A 25,883-nucleotide genomic window follows, 5' to 3' on the forward strand; every position below is an offset into this window, starting at 1 on the left:
GGTTTCTTTAGGAGAACATGATGCTCTTTTTGTAAAATCGCGCCTCGGGGAAATAATAAAAAGGCAGCAGATGGGAAAGCATGCGACATTTACGAGCGGCCCTCAGTCCGGGACTGTGCGAAAAAAACCGCTCGCGCTGTTAATCAGCTTGTCGCTAGGCGTGTCTGCAACGGCCGGGGCGGCGGGCATTGTCAGCGATGGCGGTACAGCCACTACGGTGAATACCGCTGCTAACGGCAGGCAGACAGTTAATCTTGCCCCTGCCATATCTGGCGTGTCGAATAACACCTACAGCCAGTTCAATGTAGGCCGGGCTGGCGCCAGCCTTAACAATGTCGGCGTCAACGCCCGTAATATCGTCAACCAGGTCACCAGTACGAATCCCAGCCTGATCCAAGGCGATATTACCGTTCTCGGACCACGCGCCAATGTGATTTTGGCAAATCCGAATGGGATCACGGTCAATGGCGGATCGTTCGTCAACACGGGCAACGTGGCCCTGACCACGGGGCACGTATCGTTCAACGATTTCATCCCGGCGCCGGGCCTGACCCAGCGCAATATTCTCCTCAATACGAACCAAGGCCAGATCGTCATTGGCCCTGAAGGCCTGAGCGGCGCCATGCTCAACCTGGAACTGATCGCCAAGAACCTGGTGGTGGGCGGGCCAGTGGTCAATTCGTTCAGCGGCAGTGCCGCCGGCATCCGCGCCGTCGTGGGCGATAGCCATGCCGAGATCGACAGCAGCGTGTCGCCGACGGACAATATCACCCCGTGGATTACCACCACTTCCCCGAACACCAAAAGCGCCGTCACCGCGATCGATATCACGCCATTGGGCAGTCTGACTGCTGGTCGCATCGAACTGATCGTCACCGACCAGGGCGCCGGCGTCCATCATGCCGGCGCGATGCTGGCCAACGTCGGCGACTTTTCGATTTCGGCCAGCGGCGATGTGCAAATCGCCGGCGGCAAGATTGCCGCGGCCGGCAACTTGATCGTGGCAGCGCCCGACCTGAGCGCCGCCGCCGGCATCAATGGCAATCCATCGCTGACGGCAGGTGGCAACGTCGATATACGTTCGGCCGCGATTCAACTGGCGAATGCCACTGTCGCTGCCGGCAGTCCGCAAATCACGAAAGGCGGCGACATCTTGCTCGGCGTTCAGGGGAATGCATCCACGGCTGACACGACCATCGCCAACAGCAATCTGACGGCAACCGGCGGTATTGGCGCGTTCAATCAGGGACACGCGCTGCAAGTGGGCGCCAGCACTCTGAATGCGCAACAGAATGTGCTGGTCAACGCCGATAGCGTTGCCCTCACTTCCGGCTGGAATGGACAAGTCACGGCGCCCACGCAAGTCAATTCGAGTGGCGGTACTGTGACCATTACGACACCAGGCCCACTGCAGCTATCCGGGGCGCAAGTCAACGGCACGGCGGGGAGCATCGTCAATGTCTCAAGCCTGACGCTGGCAGCACTGCACAGCCCCGATGGGAGTGCTTTGCAACGCGCTGCCTTGCAATCGACAGGTGGCGCAGTGACCGTCAAAGCGACCGGGCCGATCAGCATCTCCGGCTCGGACCTGCTGGCGGCGACCGATATTGCCACCAGTAGCGCCGGCTTTACGCTGCAAAACGACGGCGCTGCGGGGGCGACAGTCGTCGCCAATAACGGCGGTGTGGTCATCAATAGCAGCGCGGATATTGTCAATCGCGGCAGTCTGATACAAGGTAATGCGCGTAGTACTGCAAATAGCGCCTCACTGGGGGCAGTTACGTTGACCGCCGGCGGCAATATACTCAATGAATCGCCGGACGCCAATACGCTGGCGGCGGTATTCGGTGCCAATGACGACGTCAACCTGCAGGCCAATGGCAATATCGAGAACCACTACGGTCGTATCTTGACGAACAATGCACTGCATATCGCTGCGCTGGGCGACGTCAGCAACATCGTCGACAAGCGAGCCGGCAGCAACAATGAACAGCCACAGACCAGCCAGAGCCAGGGTACGCGCTGGCTGATTTTCACTAAAAGCACGAATAATTTCTCTGTCGACTACGGTCAATTGGATCGCGCGCCCAATCAACTATCCGTTCTGCTTTCCGGCACTGGCACGACCATTAGCGGGCGCAATGTGTTCAATCTCGGCGGCATGATCCTGGCCAACAATAACGGCGATATAACTATCAACGCAGCCCAGTCGTTCCAGAATTCGGCGCTGTTTTCTGGGCAAGCCAACTTCCAGCGCAGCTGTCTGATTGTGTGCCACAGCAGTGCGTCCAGCACGGTGCAGAGCGTGGGCGGTAACATCAGCGCCGGCAACAACATCACTATTTCCGCCGGCACCTCAGCCAGCAATATCGGCGGCACCGTCATGGCAGCGGCCGGAAACCTGACAGTGACCGCCCCGACCGTGCTGGCGCAGGGCGTGCTCGGCTACCGCGCCTATGAACAGTCGCGCGGCTTTAAATCCTGGTTCGGCGACACCTGGGCGCAACTGTATGCGATGGATGTCGGCGGCAGCTGGATGGCCAATGTCGGCAAGATCGTCATCAACGGGCAAGAGGTGATCGACGGCGGCTCCTTCAGCGGCGCCGGCGGCGTCACCGCAACCGGCGGAGTGCTGACTTTAAAAAATCCGCAAAACGATCCGGTTACGATCAACCGGCATCTCGGCCTGATCAGTTGGTTGTGGCATTGAGGTCCATGATGCGCACCCGTTTGATTTCACGCTTGCGACCCACGACATTGGCGACGGCCTTGCTGCTGGTCGGCTCGGCCGTCACGCAACAGGCTTGGGCGCAGCAGACGCCGCGCGTCGAGCAAGATCCGGGGCAACGCTTGTTGCAGGAACAGAAGGATCGCGAGCGCGAACGCGCCTTGAACCAGTCGCCGCCGCAGATTACGGTCGAACAGCCGCCACCGCAAACGCTACCTGCCGGTGTCGATATCGAATCGCTGCCCGATACGGAGCCGACCTTTAAAATCGATCATATCGAGCTGGCCGGCAATACTGTGCTGCCGGCGGTGCAAGTGGAGGAGATTACCCGGCCATTCATTGGCAAGCACCTGGGCAGCAACCGCATCAACTTGTTGTTGCGCCGCTTGACGGAGGCATTTGTCGCGCGAGGCCTGATCACTACGCGTGCCTATCTGGGGGAGCAGAATCTCAAGGACGGTAAATTGATCATCACCGTCATTCCCGGCAAGATCGAAAAAATCACATTGAACGGTCAACCATTATCGACCGCGCAGGGTTATGTCGCGTCCGGCCCGCTGCAGGGCGGTGGCTGGCTGACCGACCGCGGCGTATTGCTAGCGCTGCCTACCGCCGTTGGCGAGACGCTCAATCTGACCGACCTGGAACAGGGCGTCGACCAGATCAATCGCCTGCGCCGCAACAAGGCGGAAATGCAGATCCAGCCTGGCACCACGCCCGGCAGTTCGATCGTCGCACTGAACAATCCGCCTGGGGACCGTTTCTGGTACAACGTTGGCGTCGACAACTACGGCAGCAACCAGACCGGCCTGGTGCGCACCAACCTGAGCGCCGAAGCGGACAATCTGCTCGGCCTGCAAGAAATGTTTTCGATCAGCTACAGCGGCAGCCTGGATACCAATGCCCTGGTTGGTTCCGTCACACTGCCGGTCGGTTACAGCACCTTCAGTTATACCGGGGCGATTTCCGAATACCAGAACCTGGTCGGAAGTACAGCGCTCCTGTATGGGAATACAACCAGCCACACCTTCGGTTGGAACTATGTGTTGTCGCGCAGCCAGGCAGTCAAAAATGCATTCGACGTTACCTTGGCACGGCGCAAGGTCGCGCGCAACGTGAATGACCTGGATCTCGATCCCCAACGCTTGACGGTCTTGCGCATCGGCGCCAATACCTTGCACCGCTTCGCCTTTAACGAGCAGCAGGCCAGCTGGACTCTCGATATCGGCCTGTCGCAGGGTTTGCACGCCTTGGATGCCAGCTCAAACATACCGGATATTAGCAGCGGCGACGCCCACAGCCAGTTCACCAAACTCGATACGACGGCCACTTTGTCCCTGCCGCTTGGGAAACTCGGGGCGACCGCATGGAACTGGCGCGCGCAACTGAACGCGCAGTGGAGCAAGCAAGCGTTATTCGGCTCGGAACAGATTTTTGCCGGAGGCATGTCGTCAGTGCGCGGCTTCCAGGATAACAGCGGCACCAGCGGCGACCGCGGCATGACGCTGCGCAACGACGTGGCCTGGGTCAATGTGCCGGAGTTCGCCGGCATTCACGTCGAGCCCTATGTGTTCCTGGACGCCGGCCGCACCGAGCTGATCGCGCAAGGGTCCTGGCAGCAGCTGGTCGGCACCGGTTTCGGTGCGCGCATGCAAGCCACCGTCGGCAAACAGCGCTTTACGGGGGAGGTGCTGTTGGCACGCGCCCTGGTGCAACCGGACAGCTCGCCACCCAAAAGCACATTATTGCTGGCTAGCTTGAACTGGTCATATTGATTTTGTCATTTACGCAAAGAGGAACCGTTATGTCTTACGCATCGACCTATCGTCAACTGCAACCCTTGCTCGTGGCATGCTGCATTGCCGCTGCGACACCTGTCGCCTACGCACAAACCGCCGCGGCGCCTGTCAGCGTTGCCGCACCGGCGGCCAATCTGGGTCCGGGCGTGATCGCCAAGGTCAACAATGTCGCCATCACCGAGGCGCAATTGCAGCGCGCCGTCCAGCAATCCGGACTGCCTGACAGCCCGAATCTGCGTGCCGCACTGAAAAATCAACTGATCTCGCGCGAGCTGTTCCGGCAGGACGCGGAAAAGACCCACGCCTACGACAACCGGCCTGAGGTGAAACAAGCCATGCAAGAGGCCAAGGACGCGACCATCACCCAACTGTATCTGCGTGATGCCATCAAGCCCGTTCCGGTCACCGAACAGCAGGTACGCACGCAGTTCGACAATATCGTCGCCAGCCTTGGCGACAAGGAATACAAGTCGCGGCTGATCCAGGTGGCGGACGCTGCCGCAGCGGCCGATGTTTTGGCCAAGCTGAAAGCCGGCGCCGATTTCGCCCAGCTGGCGCAGCAAGTCAGCCTCGCGCAAAACAAGGCGCGCGGCGGCGATCTGGACTGGGTCAGTTTTAAAACGCCGGCAGTCGAAGGGCATACCCAGAATCTGCCGTTGCCGATCGCCCAGGCGCTGACCGCACTGCCGGCCGGTGGGGTGACATTGACACCGGTGAACTGGAACAACGCTTACTTCATTCTCAAGCTGGAACAGATCCGTCCGACCCAGGTGCCCAAATATGAGGATGTGAAGGCGGTGCTGCGGCAACAACAGGAAGCGGCCGCACTGGAAAAAGCGACGCTTGCGGTCGTCGGCAATCTCGTGAAACAAGCCAAGATCAAGCAGTAACGGAGGAGTAGGTGCATGACCGCTATGAAGAAAGACGATCCAACCGGCCTGCGTGGGGTGAATGGTTTTTCCTATGACGCAGTCCGGCGTTCTGAACGGGAAGGGCGGAGTGCCGGCTCAGCGCCGCGCACACGCGGGACCATTCGCATCGCAATCGTCGCGATCGCGTTGTCGGTGCTGGCGACCTATGGCGTTCTGTACTTTATTTTGCCTCCCCCTGCGTCGCAGCAGGTAAAGGTGAAGTAATTCGCGAATATTTCGTTGCTTAATAAATAGTGACAATCAATCTCAGTGGTCCGTCCGCAACGGATTGCAAACGATTGAAAATTCGGCCAGTTTTTGCGGAACTTCCCTCGTGTTGCCGGAAGGCGCTTTGTAAAATGTTTTCTTGGAAATAACAATGCCGCGCAACACCAGCAGCAGGGGAGCAAAAATTGAGAATCTATTTCGCCTTGGTCGCCTTGTCGTGCATCCCGCTGTTGCGTTTGCTGGCGCTTGCGCTTTATCAGTGGTGCTGCGCCCGGCTAAACGAGCTGGCTCGAAAGCTGACGCTTCAAAACTAGCGGCTTCTCATGATGGAGAAGTCCGGGCTGTACTGACGGCGTCGGCTGCTAGCCGTATCTGCCGCCTGAGCACGGTCTCAGTTACGTCGCATTAAAAATAACAACTCAGGGAGCGAGTACTCATGAAAGTAATCACAAAAATCGCATTGGGGATGGCTTTGATCAGCCTTTTGGGCGCTTGCACGACGCTGCGCGAGCAGCCGTTGGCGTCCAGTGAAATGAATGCTGTCAGCGGCAAGACTGTGGCGGTGAGTCGTTACGCGACGCCTGATTTTGCGGCAATGACGCCGGCGAAGGCGGCATTGGGCCTGTTTGGCGCCGTAGCCATGATCAGCGCCGGCAATAGTTTTGTGAAGGACAACAGCATTCCTGATCCTGCAGAAAATATCGGCAGGCAGCTGGCGGATGCGTTTGGTAATAAATACCAAACTAAAACCGTTGCCGCCATCGATGGTGCGCTATCGGACGACGACATCGACGCGATTGTCAAACAGTACGCGGCAAGCGATCTGGTGATGGACGTCAAAACCATTAATTGGAGCTATGTGTACTACCCGGTTAACTGGGACAGTTATCGGATTCTTTATACGGCGCGGATGCGCTTGATTGATACCAAGCGCAAGTCGGTCCTGGCCGAAGGTTTTTGCAAGCGCATGCCGGAAAAAAACGAGCAAATGCAATCCTTCGACGCGATGGTGGCGGATCAAGGCGCCTGGATCAAAAAGGTCTTGCTGGGATATGCCAATGATTGCAGCAATGAGCTGAAGCAAAAAGCCTTGTTGCTGCTGCCGACAACACCAGTGGCGCAAGCGCAGTAACGCAGCAAAAAAATAATAAATCAGGAAAAACTATGAATCGCTCGCTCCGTCAATTGCTGTCTCGCCTGGATCAATCGCGTCTGTCCAACGCATCGGGCCGCAGGCTATCTGTTAATCGACTAACGCAGACGGAGCAGGGCGTTCTTGTCATCTCGCAGGATGGTGCGCCGCAGGTGCGGCCGTGGCAGCGCGCGGTTGCCGCGACGCTGGCTGCGATATTGTGGCTCGCGCCCTTGCAAGTGAGCTGGCAGAATGCGACGCAGTCGGCGGGTCAATTGGCGGTCAGCGCGGAGCTGCAGCAGACGAAGAATGAGGCGGTTGACTGGCAATTTTTTGCGGGGCAGTTGAAGCAAGACCTGCTGGCAGCACAGCACAGCGGCAACTGGGCGCCGCTGCAAGCGCAGCTGGAACAGCAGCTTCCCGGGATGACGCGCGCGCTCCTGGCGAAGGCAGGGGCGGTTTTGCCGTCGGTACAATTCGGCCCGCACAGCGCCATGGCTGCGCCCATTACCGATCCGAATGCACCGATCCGGTTTCAGCCGCAGATCACCAGCAGCGCCGGTCCAAGTGGCCCTGTGCCGGTGGTCAATATCACCCGGCCGAACGCCAACGGCATCTCGTTGAATCAATACAGCGCTTTTAATGTTGATGCTGTCGGTTTGATCCTGAACAACAGCCTGACATCGGGCGGGAGTCTGTTGGGTGGGAATGTGAACGCCAACCCAGTCTTGGGCGGACGTACCGCGACCCAGATTATCAATCAGGTGACCTCGCAAGGCGGTCCGAGCAATATCTTTGGCACGATTGAAGTGTTTGGCGCACCCGCCTCGGTGATCGTGATCAATCCAAATGGTGTGAACTGCACAAGTTGCGGCGTGACGAACGCGCCGCACTTTACCTTGACGACAGGCGCGCCGCAGTTTCTTTCCGGCCCAGGCGGTACGGCGACATCGTTCGACAATGCGGCGGCGCTGGCGTATAACGTGCAAGGCGGCCATATCCAGATCGAAGGTCTGCCGGGCGCCGATGGCAAACCGGGCGCCGGCATCGAAGGAACGGTCGGGGCGATCGACTTGATTGCGGGCAGCATCGGCGTCAACGCGCCGCTCTACGCCGGCCAGCAGATCAATCTCATCAGCGGCCAGCAGGTCGTTGCGCAGTCCCCATCCGGACAGGGTAGAGCGGGCAGCGATTACCAGGTCAGCAGCAATGGCGCCAATACGACCGCCAGCAACACGTCCGCGCAAAACAGCTACCAGATTGATGCGACTGCCTTCGGTGCACTTTCTGCAGGCCAAATCAAAATTATAGGGACCAGCCAGGGGCTGGGGGTGCGTAACGACGGCACGCTGACTTCGAGCATCGGGGCAACGTCCATTGATGCAAACGGCGATGTCCGGGTTGGCACGACGTATGGCAAGACGACCGTCGACATAACCTCGACCGGTAATGTCACCGCCAATGGCGATAGCCTGGGCGAGCAAGGCGTGACCATTGCCGCCAATGGCAATGTGCAGACCAATGGCAGCCTGCAGTCCCGTCAGAACGTCAATTTGCAGGCCGGCGGCAATATCACCGGCGCCGGCGGCGCGATAGCGGACAACAGCATCACAGCCACGGCAGGCAACTCGATCAACCTGGGCGGCAAACTCCAGGCCGGCAATGCCTTGAATCTGACCGCGCAGGGCCATGACGGCACCGGCGACATTATCCTGGGCGGCAGCGTAACGGCGCCGAACGTGACGACCCTGAACGCCGCGCGCGACATCACGATCGACGGCAGCATCACCAGCGCCACGGCGCTTGCGTTGGCTGCCACCCGCAATTTGACCATCAACGGCACAGCCGGCTCGGTGGGCGATTTGAGCCTGCAAGGCAAACAAGGCAGCGTCACCACCACGGGCAATGTGGTCAGTTCCAGCGGCAATGTCACCGTCCTCTCCAACACGGATGCGAATCTGGGCGGCCAGGTCTATGCGGCGCAAAGCGCTCAGCTGCAAAGCCAGAACGGCAGTGTCAATGTCGGCGGCTCCCTGGCGGCGCAACAGCAGGTCAACGCGACGGCAGCAAATAATGTCACCCTGGGCGGCAGCACGCAGTCCGGCGGCAATACCAGCATCAGCGCGACCAACGGCAGTGTCGCCCTTAACGGCGACCTGACTTCCGGCGGCGCGGCGCAAGTGCAGGCAGGACAAAACATCACCGGCACCGGCAAGCTGACGGCGCTCACCGATACGACCCTGACGGCAGGGCAGGCGATCGCGATTGGCGGCCAGCTGCAAACGGGCGGCAACCTGACTGCGACTGCCGGCCAGAATGTCTCGCTGGCGGCGCTCACCGCTGGCGGCAATACTGGCGGCAGCGCCACCTTGCAAGGCGCCAACGTCAGCCTGTCCGGTCCGACCACGGTCGGCAACGCCAGCGGCGGCAATTTGACGATTGCCGCCAGCCAGGACGCCACCTTGGGCGGCCAGACCCAGACTACGGGTAAGCTGCAAGTCAACGCCGGGCGCGATATCAACGTCACCGGCGGCACGCTGTCGAACGGCACAACGACCTTGAACGCGACCCGCAACCTCGGCGTCGGCGGTACGGTGATTGCGCTGGGCGACACCAACCTGGCCGCACAAACCGGCACATTGAACACGACCGGCAGCGTGCTGGCCTTGTCCGGACTGAACGCCACCTCTGGCGGCGATTTGACCCTTGGCGGTCAAGTCTATGCGAAAAACGCAGCCGTTCTGCAAAGCCAGCACGGCAATCTGGCGGTCGGCGGCGACGTCAATGCGCAAGACAGCTTGCAAGCCACTGCGGCGAATAGCATCACCTTGGGCGGTAATACCCAGGTCGGCAAGGACACGACGATCGCGGCGACCAACGGCAATGTGAATCTGGCGGGGAACCTGGCCGGCCACGGCGCTGGTGCCTTGACTGCCGGCGGCAGCATTGCTGGCGCCGGCAATACCCAGTTCACGAACAATGCTCAGCTAGCGGCTGGCAAGGATATCGCGCTGGCCGGCACAGTCGGGGTTGGCGGCAATCTGGACGCAACGGCCGGTAACAACCTGGGCATGGGCGCCACGACGGTGATGGGCACTGCAATCTTGGCTGCCGCGCAGGGCAATGTCGCCCTGAACGGCGCCACGACGACGGGCGGCAACCTGCAAGCCAGCGCAGGCACCGACCTGGTGGCCGCCGGCGCCGTCAACAGCCTGCAAAACATCAATCTCAGCGCAGGGCGCAACTTGACAACGCAAGGCACGATCGGCGCCAGTAACAATCTGACAGCCAACGCCGGCCAGGCGCTGGCATTGAATGGCGTCACTACCAGCCTCGGCGACAGTACCCTGAGCGGATCGACCATCGCGACCGGCGGCGACTTGAATGTCGGCGGCAAGTTGCAAGCGACCGCGCAAAACAGCCTCAACCTGACAGGCGGCTTGCTGACCGTAGGCCATGACGCCAACCTGACCGCTACGGACATCACGCTGGGTGGCGCGGCAAGCGCAACCAGCATCACCGCCGCCAATCCGCATCCGGTGAACGCCATCGGCGGTAACCTGACGGCGACCGCCAGCAACAGTGTCACGACCGACAACGTCGGTGTGGTGAAAGGCAGTGCGGCCTTGAACGGCGCCAACAGCGTGACCAACAATGGCAACTGGCTGGCAGCGGGTGATGTCAACATCGCGACAAAACAGGCCCAAAATAGCGCCGGTGCGGCACTGCAATCGCTGGGCACGACCACCATCAATGCCACCGACCTGACCAACGCAGGCACGGTCTATGGCGTGAACACCAACGTCAACGCGACCCATAGCATCGTCAACAACAATGGCGCATTGCTGGCGCGCGACAACCTGAACCTGGCGACCAATACGTTTGCGGCCAATCAAGGCGGCCTGCTGTTTGCCGGCGACACCAGCGCCGTATCGACTGCGCCGCCGGGCTCTGGCAATGTGAGCCTGACCGTCAATGGCGGAGCCGGCAGCTTCAATAACACTGGCGGCCAGATCCTCGCGTCTAACAACGTTACGTTGAAATTGCCGAACCAGAGCATCGATCCGACGGCGGCGAGCTTCGGTAAAGTCGATCTGAACGGCACGCTGACCCTGATTGCGAACACGATCAATGTGAACGGCAACTGGAATTTGCCGGGATCCGGCCTGAATCTGCAGGCGACCAACGCGTTTACCAATACCGGCACGATCCAGAAATCCGGCGACATCTCGATCAGCGGCGCTTCATTCACGAACAGCGGCAGCGTCATCGCCGGCAACGACGTCACCTTGAACGGTGTCGTCACCAACCAGGCCGGCGGGGTGATCCACGCCGACCGTGACGTCAATCTGGGCGGAACAGTCACCAACGCCGGCAAGGTCGAAGCCGTGCGCGACGTGAATCTCTCGGGCGCGAGTTACGACAATACAGGCGGCACCACGACGGCCAATCATGATGTGAATGCCACACTGTCGGGCGCGCTGACCAACGTCGGCAGCAGCATCACGGCATCCAACAACGTCAATATCAACGCCGCCTCGGTCAACAATGATCGCGCTGCACCGGTGGACCTGCAGAATACGACCACGACCATCAGTGACCCGACCTTGTTGTTGTCGACTGTGGTGGGGACCAAACCGGTCCTGGTTTCCGGCGGCTGCAGTGGCGATAATTGCCAACCCGATACCTACGTTCAGCAAAACGTCACCCTGGGTGACCTGAGCCCCAATTTGACGACAGGCACGATCAAGGCGACCGAGGCCATTCTGGAAGGACCAAACGGTACTTGGTACTTTGCCGGCGACAACCCCAATTACATCTACAGCGGCGCGCCAACGCAGATATTTGCCTTGCCGACGGTGCAAACTACGGTGCAAAGCCAGACCAATGGCCAGCAAGGGCTGATCACCGCCGGCAACCGGGCCAGCATCACCGCCAACAGCCTGAGTAATCGCGGCAGCACCATCAGCGGCAATGACGTCGTGCTGAATGTGCAGAGTCTGAATAACGGCCGTTCCGACACCATCATCACCTCCAAGACCGCCACTTCGGTCAACCAGGGCGAACTCAACAGTTTCATGACGCAGTTGAATGCGCTGGGCACCAGCATCGTCGGCCAGCACGATGCGCCGTGCCCGGGCGAGGCGCAGGGCGGTTGCACCTCGACCGTCTTGCCGGCGACACTGACGCCGACGCCGACCGCTAGTGTTATCGCACCAAGCACCGGCGGCACTACCACGGCGCTGGGCGTGCGCGGCCAGATCGTAGCGAACCGGGACCTGAGCATCAGCGGCGGCAACCTGGTCAATGCCGGCAATATCGTCGCCGGCCGGGACGTCACCTTCAACGTGGCCGGCCTGACCAATCAGGGCGAGACCAGCTACAACGTGATTACGCAAGGCAGCCTCGTAGTAGCCAATCCGACCGGGCCATTCTCGACCAGCGACAATTTCAATCCGCTGTCCCAGAGCATCACCATCACGCAAGATCCGGCGACCATCGTGGCCGGGCGTAACCTGGCGATCACCGCGGGCAATCTCACCAATAACAATGCCAACCTGGCGGCCCTGGGCAATGTCAGCATTACCAGCCCGGGTGTCGTCAGCAACCAATCAGGGACAATCCAGGCGACCAATGGCGACGTCAGCATCAATGCAGCGACCTTGAATAACGGACGCAGCGGCGGCACCGTCGGCCTGCAATCGCGCCAGACCACGTTTGCGGGGCAAACCGTGGCTGACCTGAACCAGGATTTCTTCGGCGTGACGGAACAGGCGGAAACGACCCAGGCGGGCGTCATCAATGGCGCGCGCAATGTCACGATCAACAGCGCAACCTTGAACAACAACGGCAGCCTGATCAATGCCGGACAAAACGCCAATATCACGGTCACCAGCGCACTGAACAACAATGCGGATGTACTGGCGGTCACCAGCTACCACAGCCACGTCGAAAACCATTGCAGCCTGGGTTCGTGCGACCATGTGCGCGAGAACGATCCGGTCAACAACAATACGCCGAACCAGTCCAACAGCATCATCCAGGCCGCCGGCAGCCTGAACGTCAACGGCCAGGGCGGCCAGTACGCCGCATTGCAAAACACTGGCGCCATCACTGGCTACCAGGTCAACCTGACCGGCAGCAACATCACCAACGGCTATACCAACCCGCAAGTCATGACGCCGGCGGGTTCTACCCCGAAAAACATCATTCCGCTGGGACCGATCGGCGTGCCGACTGCAGCGACCAATGCCCAGAATGGCGCTAACCAGGCCGCGGGGGGCGGCGGCGCTACAGGTCAAGTCAACGCCAATCCGAATGTGGGGCCACAGGCATTGATACCGGATCAGATTGCCATTGCCAGCAACGGTAGCGGTGCCACCTCCATCGCGCCCGTCGGTAGCCAGGGTTTCGCGACCGCGCCGACCTCCACGGTCGGTAACGGCAATTTCCACTTTACCGCCGGCACGCCAGCAGGGCAGAGCGGACTGCCGACGCAGAGCAGCGCCAACGATCCGAAATACGTGATCACCAACCCGGCCAGCAATGTGCTGGGAGGCTTGACGCCGCAGGTGCTGCTGAACAATCTGCCGTCGGCATTGCAGCCGAACGGGAACATTCCGTTCTATTTCGATCCCTTTACTGAAGGCCAGCAGCTGCAACAGGCAGCGCTGGCGCAGACCGGCAACGCCAGTTTTGTGAGTGGCGTGCAGTGGGACAGCAAGAATCAGGTAAGCCTGGCCGACCAGCAAAAAGCGGTCTTGTACAGCAACGCGATCAACTACGCGACTGAGAACCATATCCAACTGGGCCAGGCATTGTCGCAGCAGCAGATCAATGCGCTGAATGCGCCGATGCTGTGGTACGTCGAACAGACCGTGCCGGATCCGAGTTGCAAAGCAACAGGCACCTTCCAATGCGGCACCATCAACGCTTTGATGCCGCAAGTGTATTTGCCGCAAGCCACGCAAGGCGCGCTGGCCGGCGGTGTGATCCAGGGTAATCAGGTCACCCTGACGGCGACCGGCACCGGCGACGCCGATCATCCGAATGGCACGGTCACCAATACCGGCTTCATCAGCGCCCAACAACTGATCATCAATGCGCAGCAGCTCAACAACGAGGCGCGCAACGCCGATATCGGCGTACAGACCTACCGTACCGACAAGCAGGGCTATACCAAGGTCACCGGCGATGAAGTCCAGCCGGGCGGTTTCCTGTCAGCCGTCAATTACCAGCTCAACGTCGATCGCGTCAACAGCATTAGCGGCCAGTTCCAGCAGGTTAATGCCGACGGTACTGTCAACCAAGCTGGCAGCCAGGCTGTGTTGAACAACCTGCAGGCGCAGCTGGGCAGCGATTTCACGCAAAGTACTGCGCAGAACCACATCCAGCAGGAATGGGTACAGACCAAGAAGGCTGATCCGACCACGCAGATTGTGATCATTGCCGCAGCGATTGCGTTGAGTATCGTCACCGGCGGTACTGCCGGTGTCGCTCTGGCCGGCGCACTGGGAGCAACAGGCGTTGCCGGTGCGGCAGTGGTGGCAGCGGTTGGAGCGATGGCGAGTAGCGCCTTTACTCAACTCGCCACGACTGGCAGCCTGAGTCTCGGAACCACTCTTGAGGCTGGTGCCGTTGGCGCTATTACTGCGGGTCTGACCCAAGGCATTACCTACGATGGCGGCACTTTAGGCGTCACCAATGACCTGAGCAATCCGAACAGCTTAGCTAATCTGGGCGGAGCGCAAAGCGTAGGAAATGGACTGACTGGTAGCTCCGTGACGCAAGCCGGTACTTCGACCGCGACGACACTCGGAACGCGTGTCGGTGCGGCCGTGGCCGACAGTGCCATTAGTGCCGGGGTACAGACCATCATCGAAGGCGGCAGCTTTGGGAATGCGTTCAAGAATAATTTAATCGGCGCTGCAGCTGCAGCTGGCGCGAATTTCATTGGCAGTCAAGCCCCGGCCTATTCACTCGCAAATGTTGGCGAGCATGCATTGCTGGGTTGCGCAGCTGCTGCCTTGGGCGGCAATAGCTGTGCTTCCGGGGCGATTGGTGGTGCGACAAGTGCGTTGGTCGCGCCTATGATTCGGGATGGTCTTTATGGCACCGATGCCCTGCATTACGATAATGCTCTCAATAATGCAGCGGTGATAGCGCTTGCGACATTGGCTGGCGGTGGTGTAGCTAACGCCGTGGGACTAAACGCAACGGTGGCCGCGAATGCCGCGACCAATGAGGCGATCAACAATTCGTTATCAGATCCGATTAAAAAAATCGTCAATGCAGGAAGAAATTGCACCGATCAGCAATGCTTGCGTGCAGCACAAGCTCAAGTTGAAAAAGCTTATCAGACGGCGAGTGCCAATGTTGCTGCTTCTTGCGGTGGCAGTAATGACGCTGCTTGTGAACAAGCTCAGCAAGATCGCATTGGGTTATTGAATGAGCGTGACCGTTTGCATGTGGTTATCTCAGTAACGTCCAATTGTGCAAGTCCCACTTGCGTGGCGGCGACAACGGCTGGCTCGTATGCCTTAGGCGCTGCTCTTGGCTACGTGGCTGGTAAAGTAGTTGGCGCTGCGGCTAACGCTATTAAGGGACTCTGGGGTACTGAGGTTGATGCTGTTGCTGCTGGGGCAAATGCGAGTGTAGGGGCAGGTGAAGGCGCAGCAGCGGGCGACGGTAGCCGCAGCCTATCTGTGACCTTCACTGACCCGGCAACGGGTGCCGCAGCTGTCAATCCAACAACCTCTGTATCGGGATCACAAATTAGCCGGTTGTCTTCTAGTACAACTGCTAGCGCAAGCGAAATACAAACTGCTGCGCAGTTGGAAAATGCAACGGGTAGCACCATAAAGATGATTGATCCGCCGCCTAGCACTCCCGGTACTCCAACACCGAAGAGTCCAGATTTTGTGTTTCAAACTGGGCCTAATGCCGGGCAAACTGGTGATTTTATGTTCACGGCTGACTCAACATCAGTACCGAGTATGAATAAGTACTTTGATCAAAATTGGGCAAAAACAATGAGCAGTTTGGATGCCCACCTTACTAAGGCCGATATTGTTGTTCTTGATTTCCGAAACCTGACTCCAACGAATCAACAAACGGTTAACAATTGGATTAATATGCTGACATCAACGCAGCGTGGGCAACTATTGATTGTGAAATAAGCATGGGTAAACATTTGTGGATCAGCTCGGATGCAACCATTGTGTTTGAAGACAGGTCATGGATAACTACGTCAATAGTTTTCAACAACATTTTTAGTCGGGTCGAAGCATTCTTTGTGCCATCAGAGTTGGCATGCAGGGAGGCGTGTTACTTCGACTGGGGCATGGATGGCATCGAGTTGAGCTACGTGGATAAAGAGTGCTTCAACATTTTTTATCTTCGCTGTAAACAGGCATTGATACATTACCCAGATAAAGAAATGTTGGCATGGTTGGAGCGATTTCCGGATCAGCCTGAAAAACGGGATGGCTATATCAACGGAATTACCTTTGAATGGGAAGAAATTCTCAAACGGCTTGAACTTGACAAGCGTTACGACGCAGCTTGGATAGAGGGCTACCGAAGCAAGCGTGGAGAAGTTGATTGACGGCATTGATGTCCTACTGAGCATGGAAGCCAGGGTCAGATACCGTTTTGAATAGTAAGCCCCTCGACCCAAATTATTTGGTTCTTCACTGATTAGCGGGAAGTAACGTAGAAATGAAAAAGGCCAATCCGAAGATTGGCCTAAGTCATTGATTCAATTGGTCGGGGCGAGAAGATTCGAACTTCCGACCCCTTGCACCCCATGCAAGTACGCTACCAGGCTGCGCTACGCCCCGACAAGCCTGTTATTATATCAGGCCTAGTTGCTTTGTTCCCAACGGAATGCAAAGAATCTAAAATTTTTTTCCACCGATTATCCTGCCTGTGTTGCCGCCGATCCTTGCGCCATTGTTCAGCTTGATTGGCCGGCGCATTTTGCTGATGATCCTCATCCAATAATCTTATGTCAATAAAAATTAGCCAGCAGTTCGACGCCGCCGCAATTGAAGTCGTGCGCGCGGATAGTCCTCAGCAGATTGAATTGAAAATCCGCAGCGATTCGCATGCCGATTTCACGCAGTGGTTTTATTTCCGCCTGCAGGGTGCGCGGGATGAGGATTGCAGCATCCGTTTCCTGAACGCCGGCGCCACGACCTATCCGAAGGGATGGGAAAATTACGAGGCGGTAGCCAGCTACGATAGGGAAAACTGGTTCCGCGTGCCGACCAGCTTTGACGGCCAGGTCATGACCATCAGTCATACGCCGGATTACGACAGCGTCTACTACGCTTACTTCGAGCCGTATTCGTGGGAGCGTCATTTGGCGTTGCTGGGGCAGGCTGAGCAATCGCCATTGGCGCGCGTGCTTGATATCGGCAGCACGGTCGATGGCCGCGACATGAATGTGCTGGTGATCGGCAATCCCGAGGCTGCCAAGAAGGTCTGGGTCATCGCTCGCCAGCATCCGGGTGAAACCATGGCGGAGTGGTTCGTCGAAGGTATGGTCGACGCCTTGCTGGACAGCGCCAATCCGCTCGCCACCAAAGTCTTGCAGCACGCGGTGTTCTACATCGTGCCGAACATGAACCCGGACGGCTCGGTGCGCGGCAATCTGCGCACCAATGCGGCAGGCGCCAACCTGAACCGTGAATGGATGACGCCGTCGCTGGAGCGCAGCCCGGAAGTGTTTGCGGTGAAAAACAAGATCCACGAAATCGGCTGCGATCTGTTCCTCGATGTGCACGGCGATGAAGCTTTGCCGTACATCTTCGTGGCCGGTTCGGAAATGTTGGAAGATTTCAGTCCGCAGCAGGCGCAGGAGCAGCAGAAGTTCATCGACGACTTCCAGCGCGCCAGCCCGGATTTCCAGACCGAGTTCGGCTATGCCGCGAGCAAGTACAGCAGCGATGTGCTGACCTTGGCGTCCAAGTATATCGGCCATACTTTCAAGTGCGTTTCGCTGACGCTGGAGCTGCCGTTCAAGGACAATGCCAATCTGCCGGATGCGCAGGTGGGTTGGGACGGCGCGCGCAGCGCCCGGCTCGGCGAGGTGGTGCTGCAGCCGATCTTGCGTGCGTTTGAATAATCATGCGGTAATGAACGGCAGCCGAGGCTGCCGTTTCCATGATGCTGGTGCAATACGGTCCAAGAAGGCATTGTTTTTTCGATGACGCAAAACATCTATGACGATCCGGCCTTCTTTGAAGGTTATAGCCGGCTTGGACGTTCGGTTCAGGGCTTGGCAGGCGCGCCTGAGTGGCCGGCGTTGCAGGCGATGCTGCCGCCGTTGCGCGGCAAGAGAGTGGTTGATCTCGGTTGTGGTTATGGCTGGTTTTGCCGCTGGGCGGCCGAGCAGGGCGCCGCACGGGTTGTCGGTCTCGATGTTTCCGAAAAAATGCTGGAGCGCGCAGTCGCCACCACGGCCGATGCCGCCGTCAGTTACGCGCGCGCCGACCTGGAGCAGCTGGAGCTGGCGGAAGCCGGCTTCGATCTGGTCTACAGTTCACTCACGCTGCATTACATTGTCGACCTGGCGGGTTTGCTGGCCGCTGCCTACCGTGCGCTGACGCCAGGCGGCAGGCTGGTGTTCTCCATCGAACATCCGATCTACATGGCGTCGACACATCCGGGCTGGGTGGCCGATGCGCAGGGACGCAAGACCTGGCCGATCGACAGCTATCAGATCGAGGGGCCGCGCAGCACCAATTGGCTGGCCGAGGGCGTGATCAAGCAGCATCGCACCATCGGTACCTTGCTCAATCTGCTGATCGCTGCCGGTTTCACCATCAGCCATGTCGAGGAGTGGGGGCCGAACGCTGAACAGCTGTTGGCGCGGCCGGAGCTGGAGGAGGAGCGCGACCGTCCGATGATGTTGCTGGTGGCGGCGCAGCGCTGAATTCGCGCTTTTTTCGGCATGCGCTCCGTGGCCGCTAAGTGGGGTCGGAGTGAAGTTTCTGCAAAAAGCGCGCAGAAAGTTCACTCCGACCCCAGTTAGCTACGTATATGAAGCGCGACGAAAACCGAAAGCTTAATGAAAATGCGCCGACCCGCTTGGCGTATCTTCCGGCGTCTCAGGGTGCACCAGATCGCCTTCGCGGTCGGGATAGAAGGGCGTGCCGCAGTCGTCGCAGAATTCCATTGCAAACAGATCGGTATGGCGCTGGATATCGTCGATGCCGCATTCGCGCAGCAGGCTCAGGATCTGTTCCAGCGGGGTTTCCGGTTCTGCCGCCGCTTCAATGCTGTCGCTGGAGCGGCTGATGATTTCCTCATTGGCTTCTTCCGGGCCGTACAGCGGCCACACTACTCCATAGATGATCTCGTTGGTCTGGCCGAGCGAGAAGCCGATGCGGTATTCATCCACGCGGCCGCTTTCCGGCTGCTCGCTGAAACGGCCGATGCTGGCGTGCAGGTCCTTGGAGGCGATGTCCAGCGTGTGCGACAGATAGTAGCTGGCGGCGCGCAGCGAGGCGGGGCGGATTTGCAGATCGGCTTCGCGGCAGGCGGCGTAGTAGGCCTCGGGAAGCAGCAGCTGGACGCCGCAGCCCGGCAGCAGGCGCGTCATATTGGGCGTTACCTGCTTGCGCCATTGTTCCAGCGCCAGTTCCTTGTCAGCGGCGATGTGGCCGGCTTGTCCGCGTGTCATCTGCCAGCGGAACAGCGGCATGCCGCTTGGCACCACCAGGGCCGCCAGCAGGTAGCGGGTATCGGCCAGGTAGGGCGCTGTCTGCGCCGGATTGGCCGGGCTGCGCACTGGCGCGGCGCTGAGCGCTGCATGCGACAACTGCTGCAGCAGGGCGAAGATGTCGGCATGGCTGCGCGGCAGCTGGTCGATGGCGTACAGCGAGGGCACGATGCCGGTCAGTACCTCGGGCGCCAGGATGTGGGCGTGCAGGTGGGCGCTGATGGCGGTCATGGTGTCAGCCGCAACCGGTCCCGAGCCGATCGAAAAGCGGGTCCATGCCAGCAGCGGAATGCCAATCAGCAGGCAATCGTACGGCTTGCCCTGGTAGTCGATGCTGCAGGATTCGCTGCAGGCTTCGACCACGTCCATCAGGGCGTCGTAAGCGTCGGGCTGGGCCGGGAACAGCTGTTCCAGGGCGCTGTCGATGGGTTCCTGGTGCTGGGCTTTGAAATGCTTGTTGAGCAACACTTCAATCTCGCGCTCCCATGCGCGCTCCTCAAGGCGGCTGGAGGCTTGAATCAATGCTTGCGCCAGCTCGGCCAGGCGATGGCTGTCGGCGGAAAATTTACGGGAAGGTTTTTTTGACGGACGGCGCATAGTGATTAAAGTAAGGGCTGACAACATATGGTCAATGTCTTACTGCGCGACCGTAGCGGATGCTCGCATCCAATGCCCGGCAACCGAGATGCTCACATATTCTTTACGAACATGCTCCGCTGTTCTGCGCTGCCTTCTGGCCTACGACCGTTTGCTGTGAGTTTTTCTGGGACTCAGAGGCAGGAAGACTGCAAGATTCTATTGTAGTGGATTTAATTGGTTATGGAATAAAACTGTTTCAAGGCGGCCAGGCAGGCGATGCGGGTTGCAGAAACGACAAACGCCGGCAATGCCGGCGTTTGTCATTCAGGCAAACTGCTGCCTGCTATTGTTTCTCGCTATCTGCTGTTGCTTATGCCGCCAGCAACTGACGCAACACGAACGGCAGGATGCCGCCGTGCTTGTAGTAGTCGACTTCGATAGGCGTATCGATGCGCAGCAGAACCTTGACTTCCTTGGTTTCGCCGTTGGCACGATGGATCACCAGGGTAGCGTCTTGCTGCGGCTTGATTTCGCCTTCGATGCCCTTCAGGTCGAACGTTTCGTTGCCGGTGATGCCCAGGGTTTGCACGCTGTCGGTACCGATGAACTGCAATGGCAGCACGCCCATGCCGACCAGGTTGGAACGGTGGATACGCTCGAACGAACGCGCAAACACGGCCTTCACGCCCAGCAACTGAGTACCCTTGGCTGCCCAGTCTCGCGACGAACCTGTACCGTATTCTTCACCTGCAAACACCATGGTTGGCACGCCGTCCTTGATGTACTGCATCGCTGCGTCATAGATCGAGGTTTCTTCGCCTGTAGGCTGGAACAGGGTGATGCCGCCTTCAACCCGCGAACCGTCCGGTGTAGCAGGAATCATCAGATTCTTGATACGAACGTTGGCGAATGTGCCGCGCATCATGATTTCGTGATTGCCGCGACGCGAGCCGTAGGAGTTGAAGTCAGCCTTCAACACGCCGTTGGCGACCAGCCATTTACCGGCTGGGCTGGATTCCTTGATGGAGCCGGCTGGCGAGATGTGGTCGGTAGTGATGGAATCGCCGAACACGCCCAGTGCACGCGCACCGGTGATGCCGGTCGCAGCTGCCTTCGGCACCATGGTGAAGTCCTGGAAGAACGGTGGCTCAGCGATGTAAGTCGACTTAGGCCAGTTGTAGACTTCGCCGCCGGCGACGCCCTTGATGGCTTCCCACAGCTTGCCTGGTGCGCCCTTGACGTCAGCGTAGTTGGCTTTGAAGGTCTTGGCGTTCATCGCAAACTTCATCAGCTTGGCGACTTCTTGCGAAGTTGGCCAGATGTCGCCCAGGTAGATGTCCTTGCCTCCCTTGCCCTTGCCGACAGGCTCGGTCATCAGGTCGCGGGTCATGTTGCCGGCGATCGCGTAAGCGACTACCAGCGGTGGCGAAGCCAGGAAGTTGGAGCGGATGTTCGGATGGATCCGCGCTTCGAAGTTACGGTTGCCGGACAATACAGCCGATGCCACCACGTCGTTCTTGACGATGGCTTCGTTCATGGCTGGCGTCAGGTCGCCGGCGTTGCCGATACAGGTGGTGCAACCGTAGGCAGTGACGCCGAAGCCGAGCTTTTCCAGGTACGGCAGCAGGCCAGCCGCTTCCAGGTATTCGGTGACGACGCGCGAGCCAGGGGCCAGCGAAGTCTTGATGTGCGCAGGTACCTTGAGGCCGGCTTCGACCGCTTTCTTGGCCAGCAAGCCAGCCGCCAGCATGACGCTCGGGTTGGAAGTGTTGGTGCAAGAAGTGATTGCAGCAATCAGCACATCGCCGTTTTGCAGCTTGACGCCGTCAGCGTTGGTGTAAGTCGCGTCCAGGTCTTCCACTTTCTTGTTGAAACCGTTTTCTGCGATTGGCTTGCTGAACAGTTCGGCGAAGTTGGCTTTGACATTGCCGATTTCGATACGGTCTTGCGGACGCTTCGGGCCGGCCAGCGATGGTGCGACGGTAGCCAGGTCGAGTTCGACGACAGTGGTGTAGTCGATGTCGCCAGCCTTTGGAATGCCGTACAGGTTTTGTGCCTTGAAGTAGCCGGCGAACGCGTCGATTTCAGCCTTGCTGCGGCCAGTGCCTTCGAAGTATTCGATAGTTGCGTCGTCAACCGGGAAGAAGCCCATGGTGGCGCCGTATTCAGGCGCCATGTTGGCGATGGTAGCGCGGTCGGTCAGGCTCAGCGAGGCAGTGCCTTCGCCGAAGAATTCGACAAACTTGCCGACCACTTTGGCTTTGCGCAGCAGTTCGGTAATGGTCAGCACCAGGTCGGTTGCGGTAACGCCTTCACGCAATTGGCCTGTCAGGTTGACGCCGACGACGTCAGGTGTCAGGAAGTAGACCGGCTGGCCCAGCATGCCGGCTTCCGCCTCGATGCCGCCAACGCCCCAGCCGACTACGCCGATGCCGTTGATCATGGTGGTGTGCGAGTCAGTGCCGACCAGGGTGTCCGGATAATAGACTGAATCCTTCTTGTGGACGCCGCGCGCCAGGTATTCCAGGTTGACCTGGTGGACGATGCCGAAGCCTGGTGGAACAACGCCGAAAGTGTCGAATGCCTGCATGCCCCATTTCATGAACTGGTAGCGCTCGTTGTTGCGCTGGAATTCCAGTTTCATGTTCAGGTCGAGCGCTTTCTTTTCACGGAAATGGTCGATTTGCACCGAGTGGTCGACTACCAGGTCGACCGGCACCAGCGGCTCGATGTTCTTGGCGTTCTTGCCCAGGCTGGCGGCGACGTTGCGCATTGCGGCCAGGTCGGCCAGCAGCGGCACGCCGGTGAAGTCTTGCAGCACTACGCGGGCCACGACGAACGGGATTTCGTCGGTGCGGGCGGCGGTTGCGCCCCAGTTCGCGAGCTGCTTGACGTGCTCTTCAGTGACCTTTTTGCCGTCGCAGTTGCGCAGCACGGATTCCAGCACGACGCGGATCGATACCGGCAAGCGCGAGATGTTGACGCCGAGTTTTTTCTCCAGGGCCGGCAAAGAGTAGAACTTGCCTTTCTTGGAATCGGAAATCTTGAATTCCTTGAGTGTGTTCAATGTATTACGGGACATGATATCTCCTGAGATTTCAACTAAATTACAAACTGTGTGCCGGGTCAACTGGCGCCGGCGCCGGCATTTCTTCCTGCGCCGCCGATTTGCATTCGTTCGCCAACTGGTGTCCTGTCTTTGAATCCAGCAAAATGCCCTTGGCCGGGATGCCGATCCAGAGCAGGCCGTATTTGCGGTTTTCGAAGCGGTTGGCGCCGGTGGTGGTCGGCACGCGGGTCAGGCGGTGCAGGGTCTTGCCCCAGCGCAGCGCGATATGCTTGTCGTCTTCTGCATTGGTGTATAGCGTCAGGCTGTTGCCCAGTTCGCACTTGTAGTCGACGGAAACGGCGGTCTTGACGTCTGGCGTGCCTTCGTCTTCACCGTCGTCCACTTCGGCCGGCGCAGCTTTTGCTGCCGGTTTCTTGGCCGCCTTCTTGGTGGTTTTCTTGGTGCTGGTCTGTGCTTGCGCCTGCGGTGCTGTAACCGCCAGGCTGGCGCACAGCAAGACCAGGGTTGACAAGCTCGTGGACAGAATCTTTCTCATTTCTATTGCTCCGTAGTGCATCCTGCTACTGTTCTTGAGTAAGCGGCAGGGCGCGGTTATAACAAGGTACTGGTGGTTTCGGGTAATGCGGCGCCGCTATTTTTTGCCCGCTGCAGGACGCTCCAGTAATAACGGTAACTGGCGCGGTCATGCAGCGTGCCCTCGTGTTGTATCGGTCCCCAATCCGCCTGCTGGGCTGCAAGCAGAATCTGTGCCGCAGTGGCTATCTCGGACTGCGGCGGGGTAAATGCGTTCAGGATCGGCTTGATCTGCTGCGGGTGGATGCTCCACATCCGGGTATAGCCGAATTCCGCCCTGGCGCGGCCGGCATCGGCAGCAACGCTGGCGCTGTCCCTGATGTCGGTGGTGACGTTATGCGACGGCACCTTGCCGTGCGCATGGCAGGCGGCGGCGATTTCCAGCTTGGCGCGGGCCACCAGCGGATGGCTGAACTGGCCCGGCGAGTGCATCGCGGCGCTGGGAATCGCACCAAAATGGGCGGACACGAAATCCATGATGCCGAACGACAGCGACTGCACCTGCGGCAGCGCGGCGATGGCGAAGACATCGGCCAGCGCGCCGTGGGTTTCTATCAATACATGGACCGGCAGGTCTGCGCGGCCGGCGTGCTTGCTGTGGTGTTCGATCAGGTCGATAGCAGCGCGCACTTCTGCCAGGTTTTCAGCCTTGGGCAGCATCAGGTAGGCCAGCCGGCTGGCGGCGCCGCTGTTGCCGCAGATGAATTTGATGTCTTGTTCGAAAAAAGCGCTGCCGCTATCGTGCACGCGGGCGCCGATGCGTTCAAAGCGGTTGTCGTCGCCGGCGACGATGCTGGCAACCAGTTTTGCATGTGTTGCTTCATTACCGGCGCTGGCGCCGTCTTCGCAGTCCAGGGTGATGTCGAAGACCGGGCCCATTTCCTGCTGCAGGGCGATCGACTTGCGCATGAGCTTTTCAGCGCCGGCGTAATGATCGCAGACCGGTAGCGAGACCGGCTGTTGCTTGCCTAGGAATAAGACCTGGGTAGGGTGCATTGCGAAGTTTTTTAAAAAATTCAGAACAAACGAAAACGGGAAAGCAAATCAGGTCAAGCGCTGCATGGCAATGGCTGTGTCGCCATGCAGCTGCTTTCTGGCGGTGTTTAGCCGACCAGGTGTTTCACGCCGTCACGCTCTTCTTGCAGTTCTTTCAGCGTGAGGTTGATGCGCTCCTGCGAGAAGGCGTCGATTTCCAGGCCCTGGACGATCTTGTACTCGCCGTTTTCGGTGGTGACAGGGAAGCCGAACATGGTGCCTTCAGGGATGCCGTAGGAACCGTCCGATGGCACGCCCATGGTGGTCCACTTGCCGTTGGTGCCCAATACCCAGTCGCGCACGTGGTCGATGGCTGCGTTGGCTGCCGATGCTGCCGACGACAGGCCACGTGCTTCGATGATCGCGGCGCCACGCTTGCCGACTGTCGGCAGGAATACGTCCTTGTTCCAGACCTGGTCGTTGATCAGGTCCTTGACCGATGCGTCGTCGGCTGTGGCGTAGCGATAGTCGGCGTACATGGTTGGCGAGTGGTTGCCCCATACGCACAGTTTTTCGATAGCGGAAACCGGTTTGCCGATCTTGGCCGCAACTTGCGACAGGGCGCGGTTGTGGTCCAGGCGCAGCATTGCGGTGAAGTTCTTGGCTGGCAGGCTAGGCGCCGATTTCATGGCGATGTAAGCATTGGTGTTGGCTGGATTGCCGACCACCAGCACCTTGACATTGCGCGAAGCGACGGCGTCCAGCGCCTTGCCTTGCACCGTGAAGATCTGGGCATTGGCTTCCAGCAGGTCCTTGCGCTCCATGCCTGGGCCGCGTGGGCGTGCGCCGACCAGCAGGGCGATGTCGGCATCCTTGAATGCAGTCATCGGATCGCTGTGGGCAGTGATGCCGGCCAGCAGCGGGAAGGCGCAATCGTCGACTTCCATGATCACGCCTTTCAGCGCTTTTTGTGCTTTTTCGTCAGGAATTTCCAGCAATTGCAGAATGACCGGTTGGTCTTTGCCGAGCAGGTCGCCGTTGGCGATGCGGAACAACAGTGAATAACCGATTTGACCAGCGGCGCCGGTAACGGCAACACGCAGAGGGGACTTAGCCATGTTGAATCTCCAGAGAGGTGATAAAAATATTTGCGGAACA

The 25,883-nt window shown here is 59.0% G+C and carries 14 protein-coding genes and 1 tRNA gene; 9 read left to right on the forward strand and 6 right to left on the reverse strand.

The window, feature by feature from the left end:
• Nucleotides 1–160 precede the first annotated feature (160 nt).
• The 7 genes from KHU30_RS01365 (at nucleotide 161) to KHU30_RS01395 (ending at nucleotide 16,405) form a co-directional block, all read left to right on the forward strand.
• Nucleotides 161–2,710, forward strand: coding sequence for a two-partner secretion domain-containing protein (locus KHU30_RS01365; protein ID WP_456236960.1), 2,550 nt, complete (start codon nucleotides 161–163; stop codon nucleotides 2,708–2,710).
• 5 nt (nucleotides 2,711–2,715) lie between these two features.
• Nucleotides 2,716–4,503, forward strand: coding sequence for a ShlB/FhaC/HecB family hemolysin secretion/activation protein (locus KHU30_RS01370; RefSeq protein WP_230427145.1), 1,788 nt, complete (start codon nucleotides 2,716–2,718; stop codon nucleotides 4,501–4,503).
• A 29-nt stretch (nucleotides 4,504–4,532) separates the two neighbouring features.
• Complete coding sequence (locus KHU30_RS01375) at nucleotides 4,533–5,417, forward strand: peptidylprolyl isomerase (protein ID WP_211440858.1); 885 nt, start codon at nucleotides 4,533–4,535, stop codon at nucleotides 5,415–5,417.
• A 15-nt stretch (nucleotides 5,418–5,432) separates the two neighbouring features.
• The gene (locus KHU30_RS01380) at nucleotides 5,433–5,663 is read left to right on the forward strand and encodes a hypothetical protein (protein WP_211440859.1); all 231 of its coding nucleotides are present in this window, start codon (nucleotides 5,433–5,435) and stop codon (nucleotides 5,661–5,663) included.
• A gap of 439 nt (nucleotides 5,664–6,102) precedes the next feature.
• Nucleotides 6,103–6,798: a hypothetical protein gene (locus KHU30_RS01385; RefSeq protein ID WP_211440860.1), complete on the forward strand. Its 696-nt coding sequence runs from the start codon at nucleotides 6,103–6,105 to the stop codon at nucleotides 6,796–6,798.
• 32 nt (nucleotides 6,799–6,830) lie between these two features.
• A complete protein-coding gene (locus KHU30_RS01390; RefSeq protein WP_211440861.1) occupies nucleotides 6,831–15,977 on the forward strand; it encodes a two-partner secretion domain-containing protein in 9,147 nt (3,048 codons plus the stop codon).
• 2 nt (nucleotides 15,978–15,979) lie between these two features.
• On the forward strand, nucleotides 15,980–16,405 hold the full coding sequence (locus tag KHU30_RS01395; protein WP_211440862.1) for a hypothetical protein: 426 nt from the start codon (nucleotides 15,980–15,982) through the stop codon (nucleotides 16,403–16,405).
• Between the two features lie 158 nt (nucleotides 16,406–16,563).
• On the opposite strand, the gene KHU30_RS01400 is transcribed toward KHU30_RS01395, so the two are convergent.
• Nucleotides 16,564–16,640: transfer RNA gene (locus KHU30_RS01400), tRNA-Pro, on the reverse strand.
• A gap of 167 nt (nucleotides 16,641–16,807) precedes the next feature.
• Between KHU30_RS01400 and KHU30_RS01405 the strand changes: the two genes are divergently transcribed.
• Together KHU30_RS01405 and KHU30_RS01410 are read left to right on the forward strand one after the other, a co-directional pair.
• Nucleotides 16,808–17,929 (forward strand): M14 family metallopeptidase, encoded by a 1,122-nt coding sequence (locus tag KHU30_RS01405; RefSeq protein ID WP_211440863.1) that lies wholly within the window; start codon nucleotides 16,808–16,810, stop codon nucleotides 17,927–17,929.
• Between the two features lie 81 nt (nucleotides 17,930–18,010).
• A complete protein-coding gene (locus tag KHU30_RS01410; RefSeq protein ID WP_211440864.1) occupies nucleotides 18,011–18,739 on the forward strand; it encodes a class I SAM-dependent methyltransferase in 729 nt (242 codons plus the stop codon).
• Between the two features lie 132 nt (nucleotides 18,740–18,871).
• On the opposite strand, the gene KHU30_RS01415 is transcribed toward KHU30_RS01410, so the two are convergent.
• From KHU30_RS01415 to KHU30_RS01435, 5 genes are all read right to left on the reverse strand, one after another.
• Nucleotides 18,872–20,152 (reverse strand): DUF2863 family protein, encoded by a 1,281-nt coding sequence (locus KHU30_RS01415; RefSeq protein ID WP_407928010.1) that lies wholly within the window; start codon nucleotides 20,150–20,152, stop codon nucleotides 18,872–18,874.
• A 325-nt stretch (nucleotides 20,153–20,477) separates the two neighbouring features.
• Nucleotides 20,478–23,189, reverse strand: coding sequence for an aconitate hydratase AcnA (gene acnA, locus KHU30_RS01420; protein WP_211440865.1), 2,712 nt, complete (start codon nucleotides 23,187–23,189; stop codon nucleotides 20,478–20,480).
• Nucleotides 23,190–23,214: 25 nt separating this feature from the next.
• Entirely contained in the window at nucleotides 23,215–23,712 is a 498-nt protein-coding gene (locus tag KHU30_RS01425; RefSeq protein WP_211440866.1) for a hypothetical protein, read from the reverse strand.
• 56 nt (nucleotides 23,713–23,768) lie between these two features.
• A complete protein-coding gene (locus tag KHU30_RS01430) occupies nucleotides 23,769–24,746 on the reverse strand; it encodes an HpcH/HpaI aldolase/citrate lyase family protein (RefSeq protein WP_211440867.1) in 978 nt (325 codons plus the stop codon).
• A 107-nt stretch (nucleotides 24,747–24,853) separates the two neighbouring features.
• Nucleotides 24,854–25,843 carry a malate dehydrogenase gene (locus tag KHU30_RS01435; RefSeq protein WP_211440868.1) on the reverse strand — a complete coding sequence of 330 codons (990 nt, stop codon included), beginning with the start codon at nucleotides 25,841–25,843 and terminating at the stop codon, nucleotides 24,854–24,856.
• Nucleotides 25,844–25,883 lie beyond the last annotated feature (40 nt).

It is taken from the genome of Collimonas humicola (assembly GCF_018304945.1).
Classification (GTDB): domain Bacteria; phylum Pseudomonadota; class Gammaproteobacteria; order Burkholderiales; family Burkholderiaceae_D; genus Collimonas; species Collimonas humicola.

Coding starts and splice junctions, on each gene's coding strand:
- KHU30_RS01395 (WP_211440862.1), top strand. CDS start 15,980: ATGGGTAAACATTTGTGGATCAGCTCGGATGCAACCATTGTGTTTGAA.
- KHU30_RS01425 (WP_211440866.1), bottom strand. CDS start 23,712: ATGAGAAAGATTCTGTCCACGAGCTTGTCAACCCTGGTCTTGCTGTGC.
- KHU30_RS01390 (WP_211440861.1), top strand. CDS start 6,831: ATGAATCGCTCGCTCCGTCAATTGCTGTCTCGCCTGGATCAATCGCGT.
- KHU30_RS01410 (WP_211440864.1), top strand. CDS start 18,011: ATGACGCAAAACATCTATGACGATCCGGCCTTCTTTGAAGGTTATAGC.
- KHU30_RS01405 (WP_211440863.1), top strand. CDS start 16,808: ATGTCAATAAAAATTAGCCAGCAGTTCGACGCCGCCGCAATTGAAGTC.
- acnA (WP_211440865.1), bottom strand. CDS start 23,189: ATGTCCCGTAATACATTGAACACACTCAAGGAATTCAAGATTTCCGAT.
- KHU30_RS01435 (WP_211440868.1), bottom strand. CDS start 25,843: ATGGCTAAGTCCCCTCTGCGTGTTGCCGTTACCGGCGCCGCTGGTCAA.
- KHU30_RS01375 (WP_211440858.1), top strand. CDS start 4,533: ATGTCTTACGCATCGACCTATCGTCAACTGCAACCCTTGCTCGTGGCA.
- KHU30_RS01430 (WP_211440867.1), bottom strand. CDS start 24,746: ATGCACCCTACCCAGGTCTTATTCCTAGGCAAGCAACAGCCGGTCTCG.
- KHU30_RS01385 (WP_211440860.1), top strand. CDS start 6,103: ATGAAAGTAATCACAAAAATCGCATTGGGGATGGCTTTGATCAGCCTT.
- KHU30_RS01370 (WP_230427145.1), top strand. CDS start 2,716: ATGATGCGCACCCGTTTGATTTCACGCTTGCGACCCACGACATTGGCG.
- KHU30_RS01415 (WP_407928010.1), bottom strand. CDS start 20,152: ATGTTGTCAGCCCTTACTTTAATCACTATGCGCCGTCCGTCAAAAAAA.
- KHU30_RS01380 (WP_211440859.1), top strand. CDS start 5,433: ATGACCGCTATGAAGAAAGACGATCCAACCGGCCTGCGTGGGGTGAAT.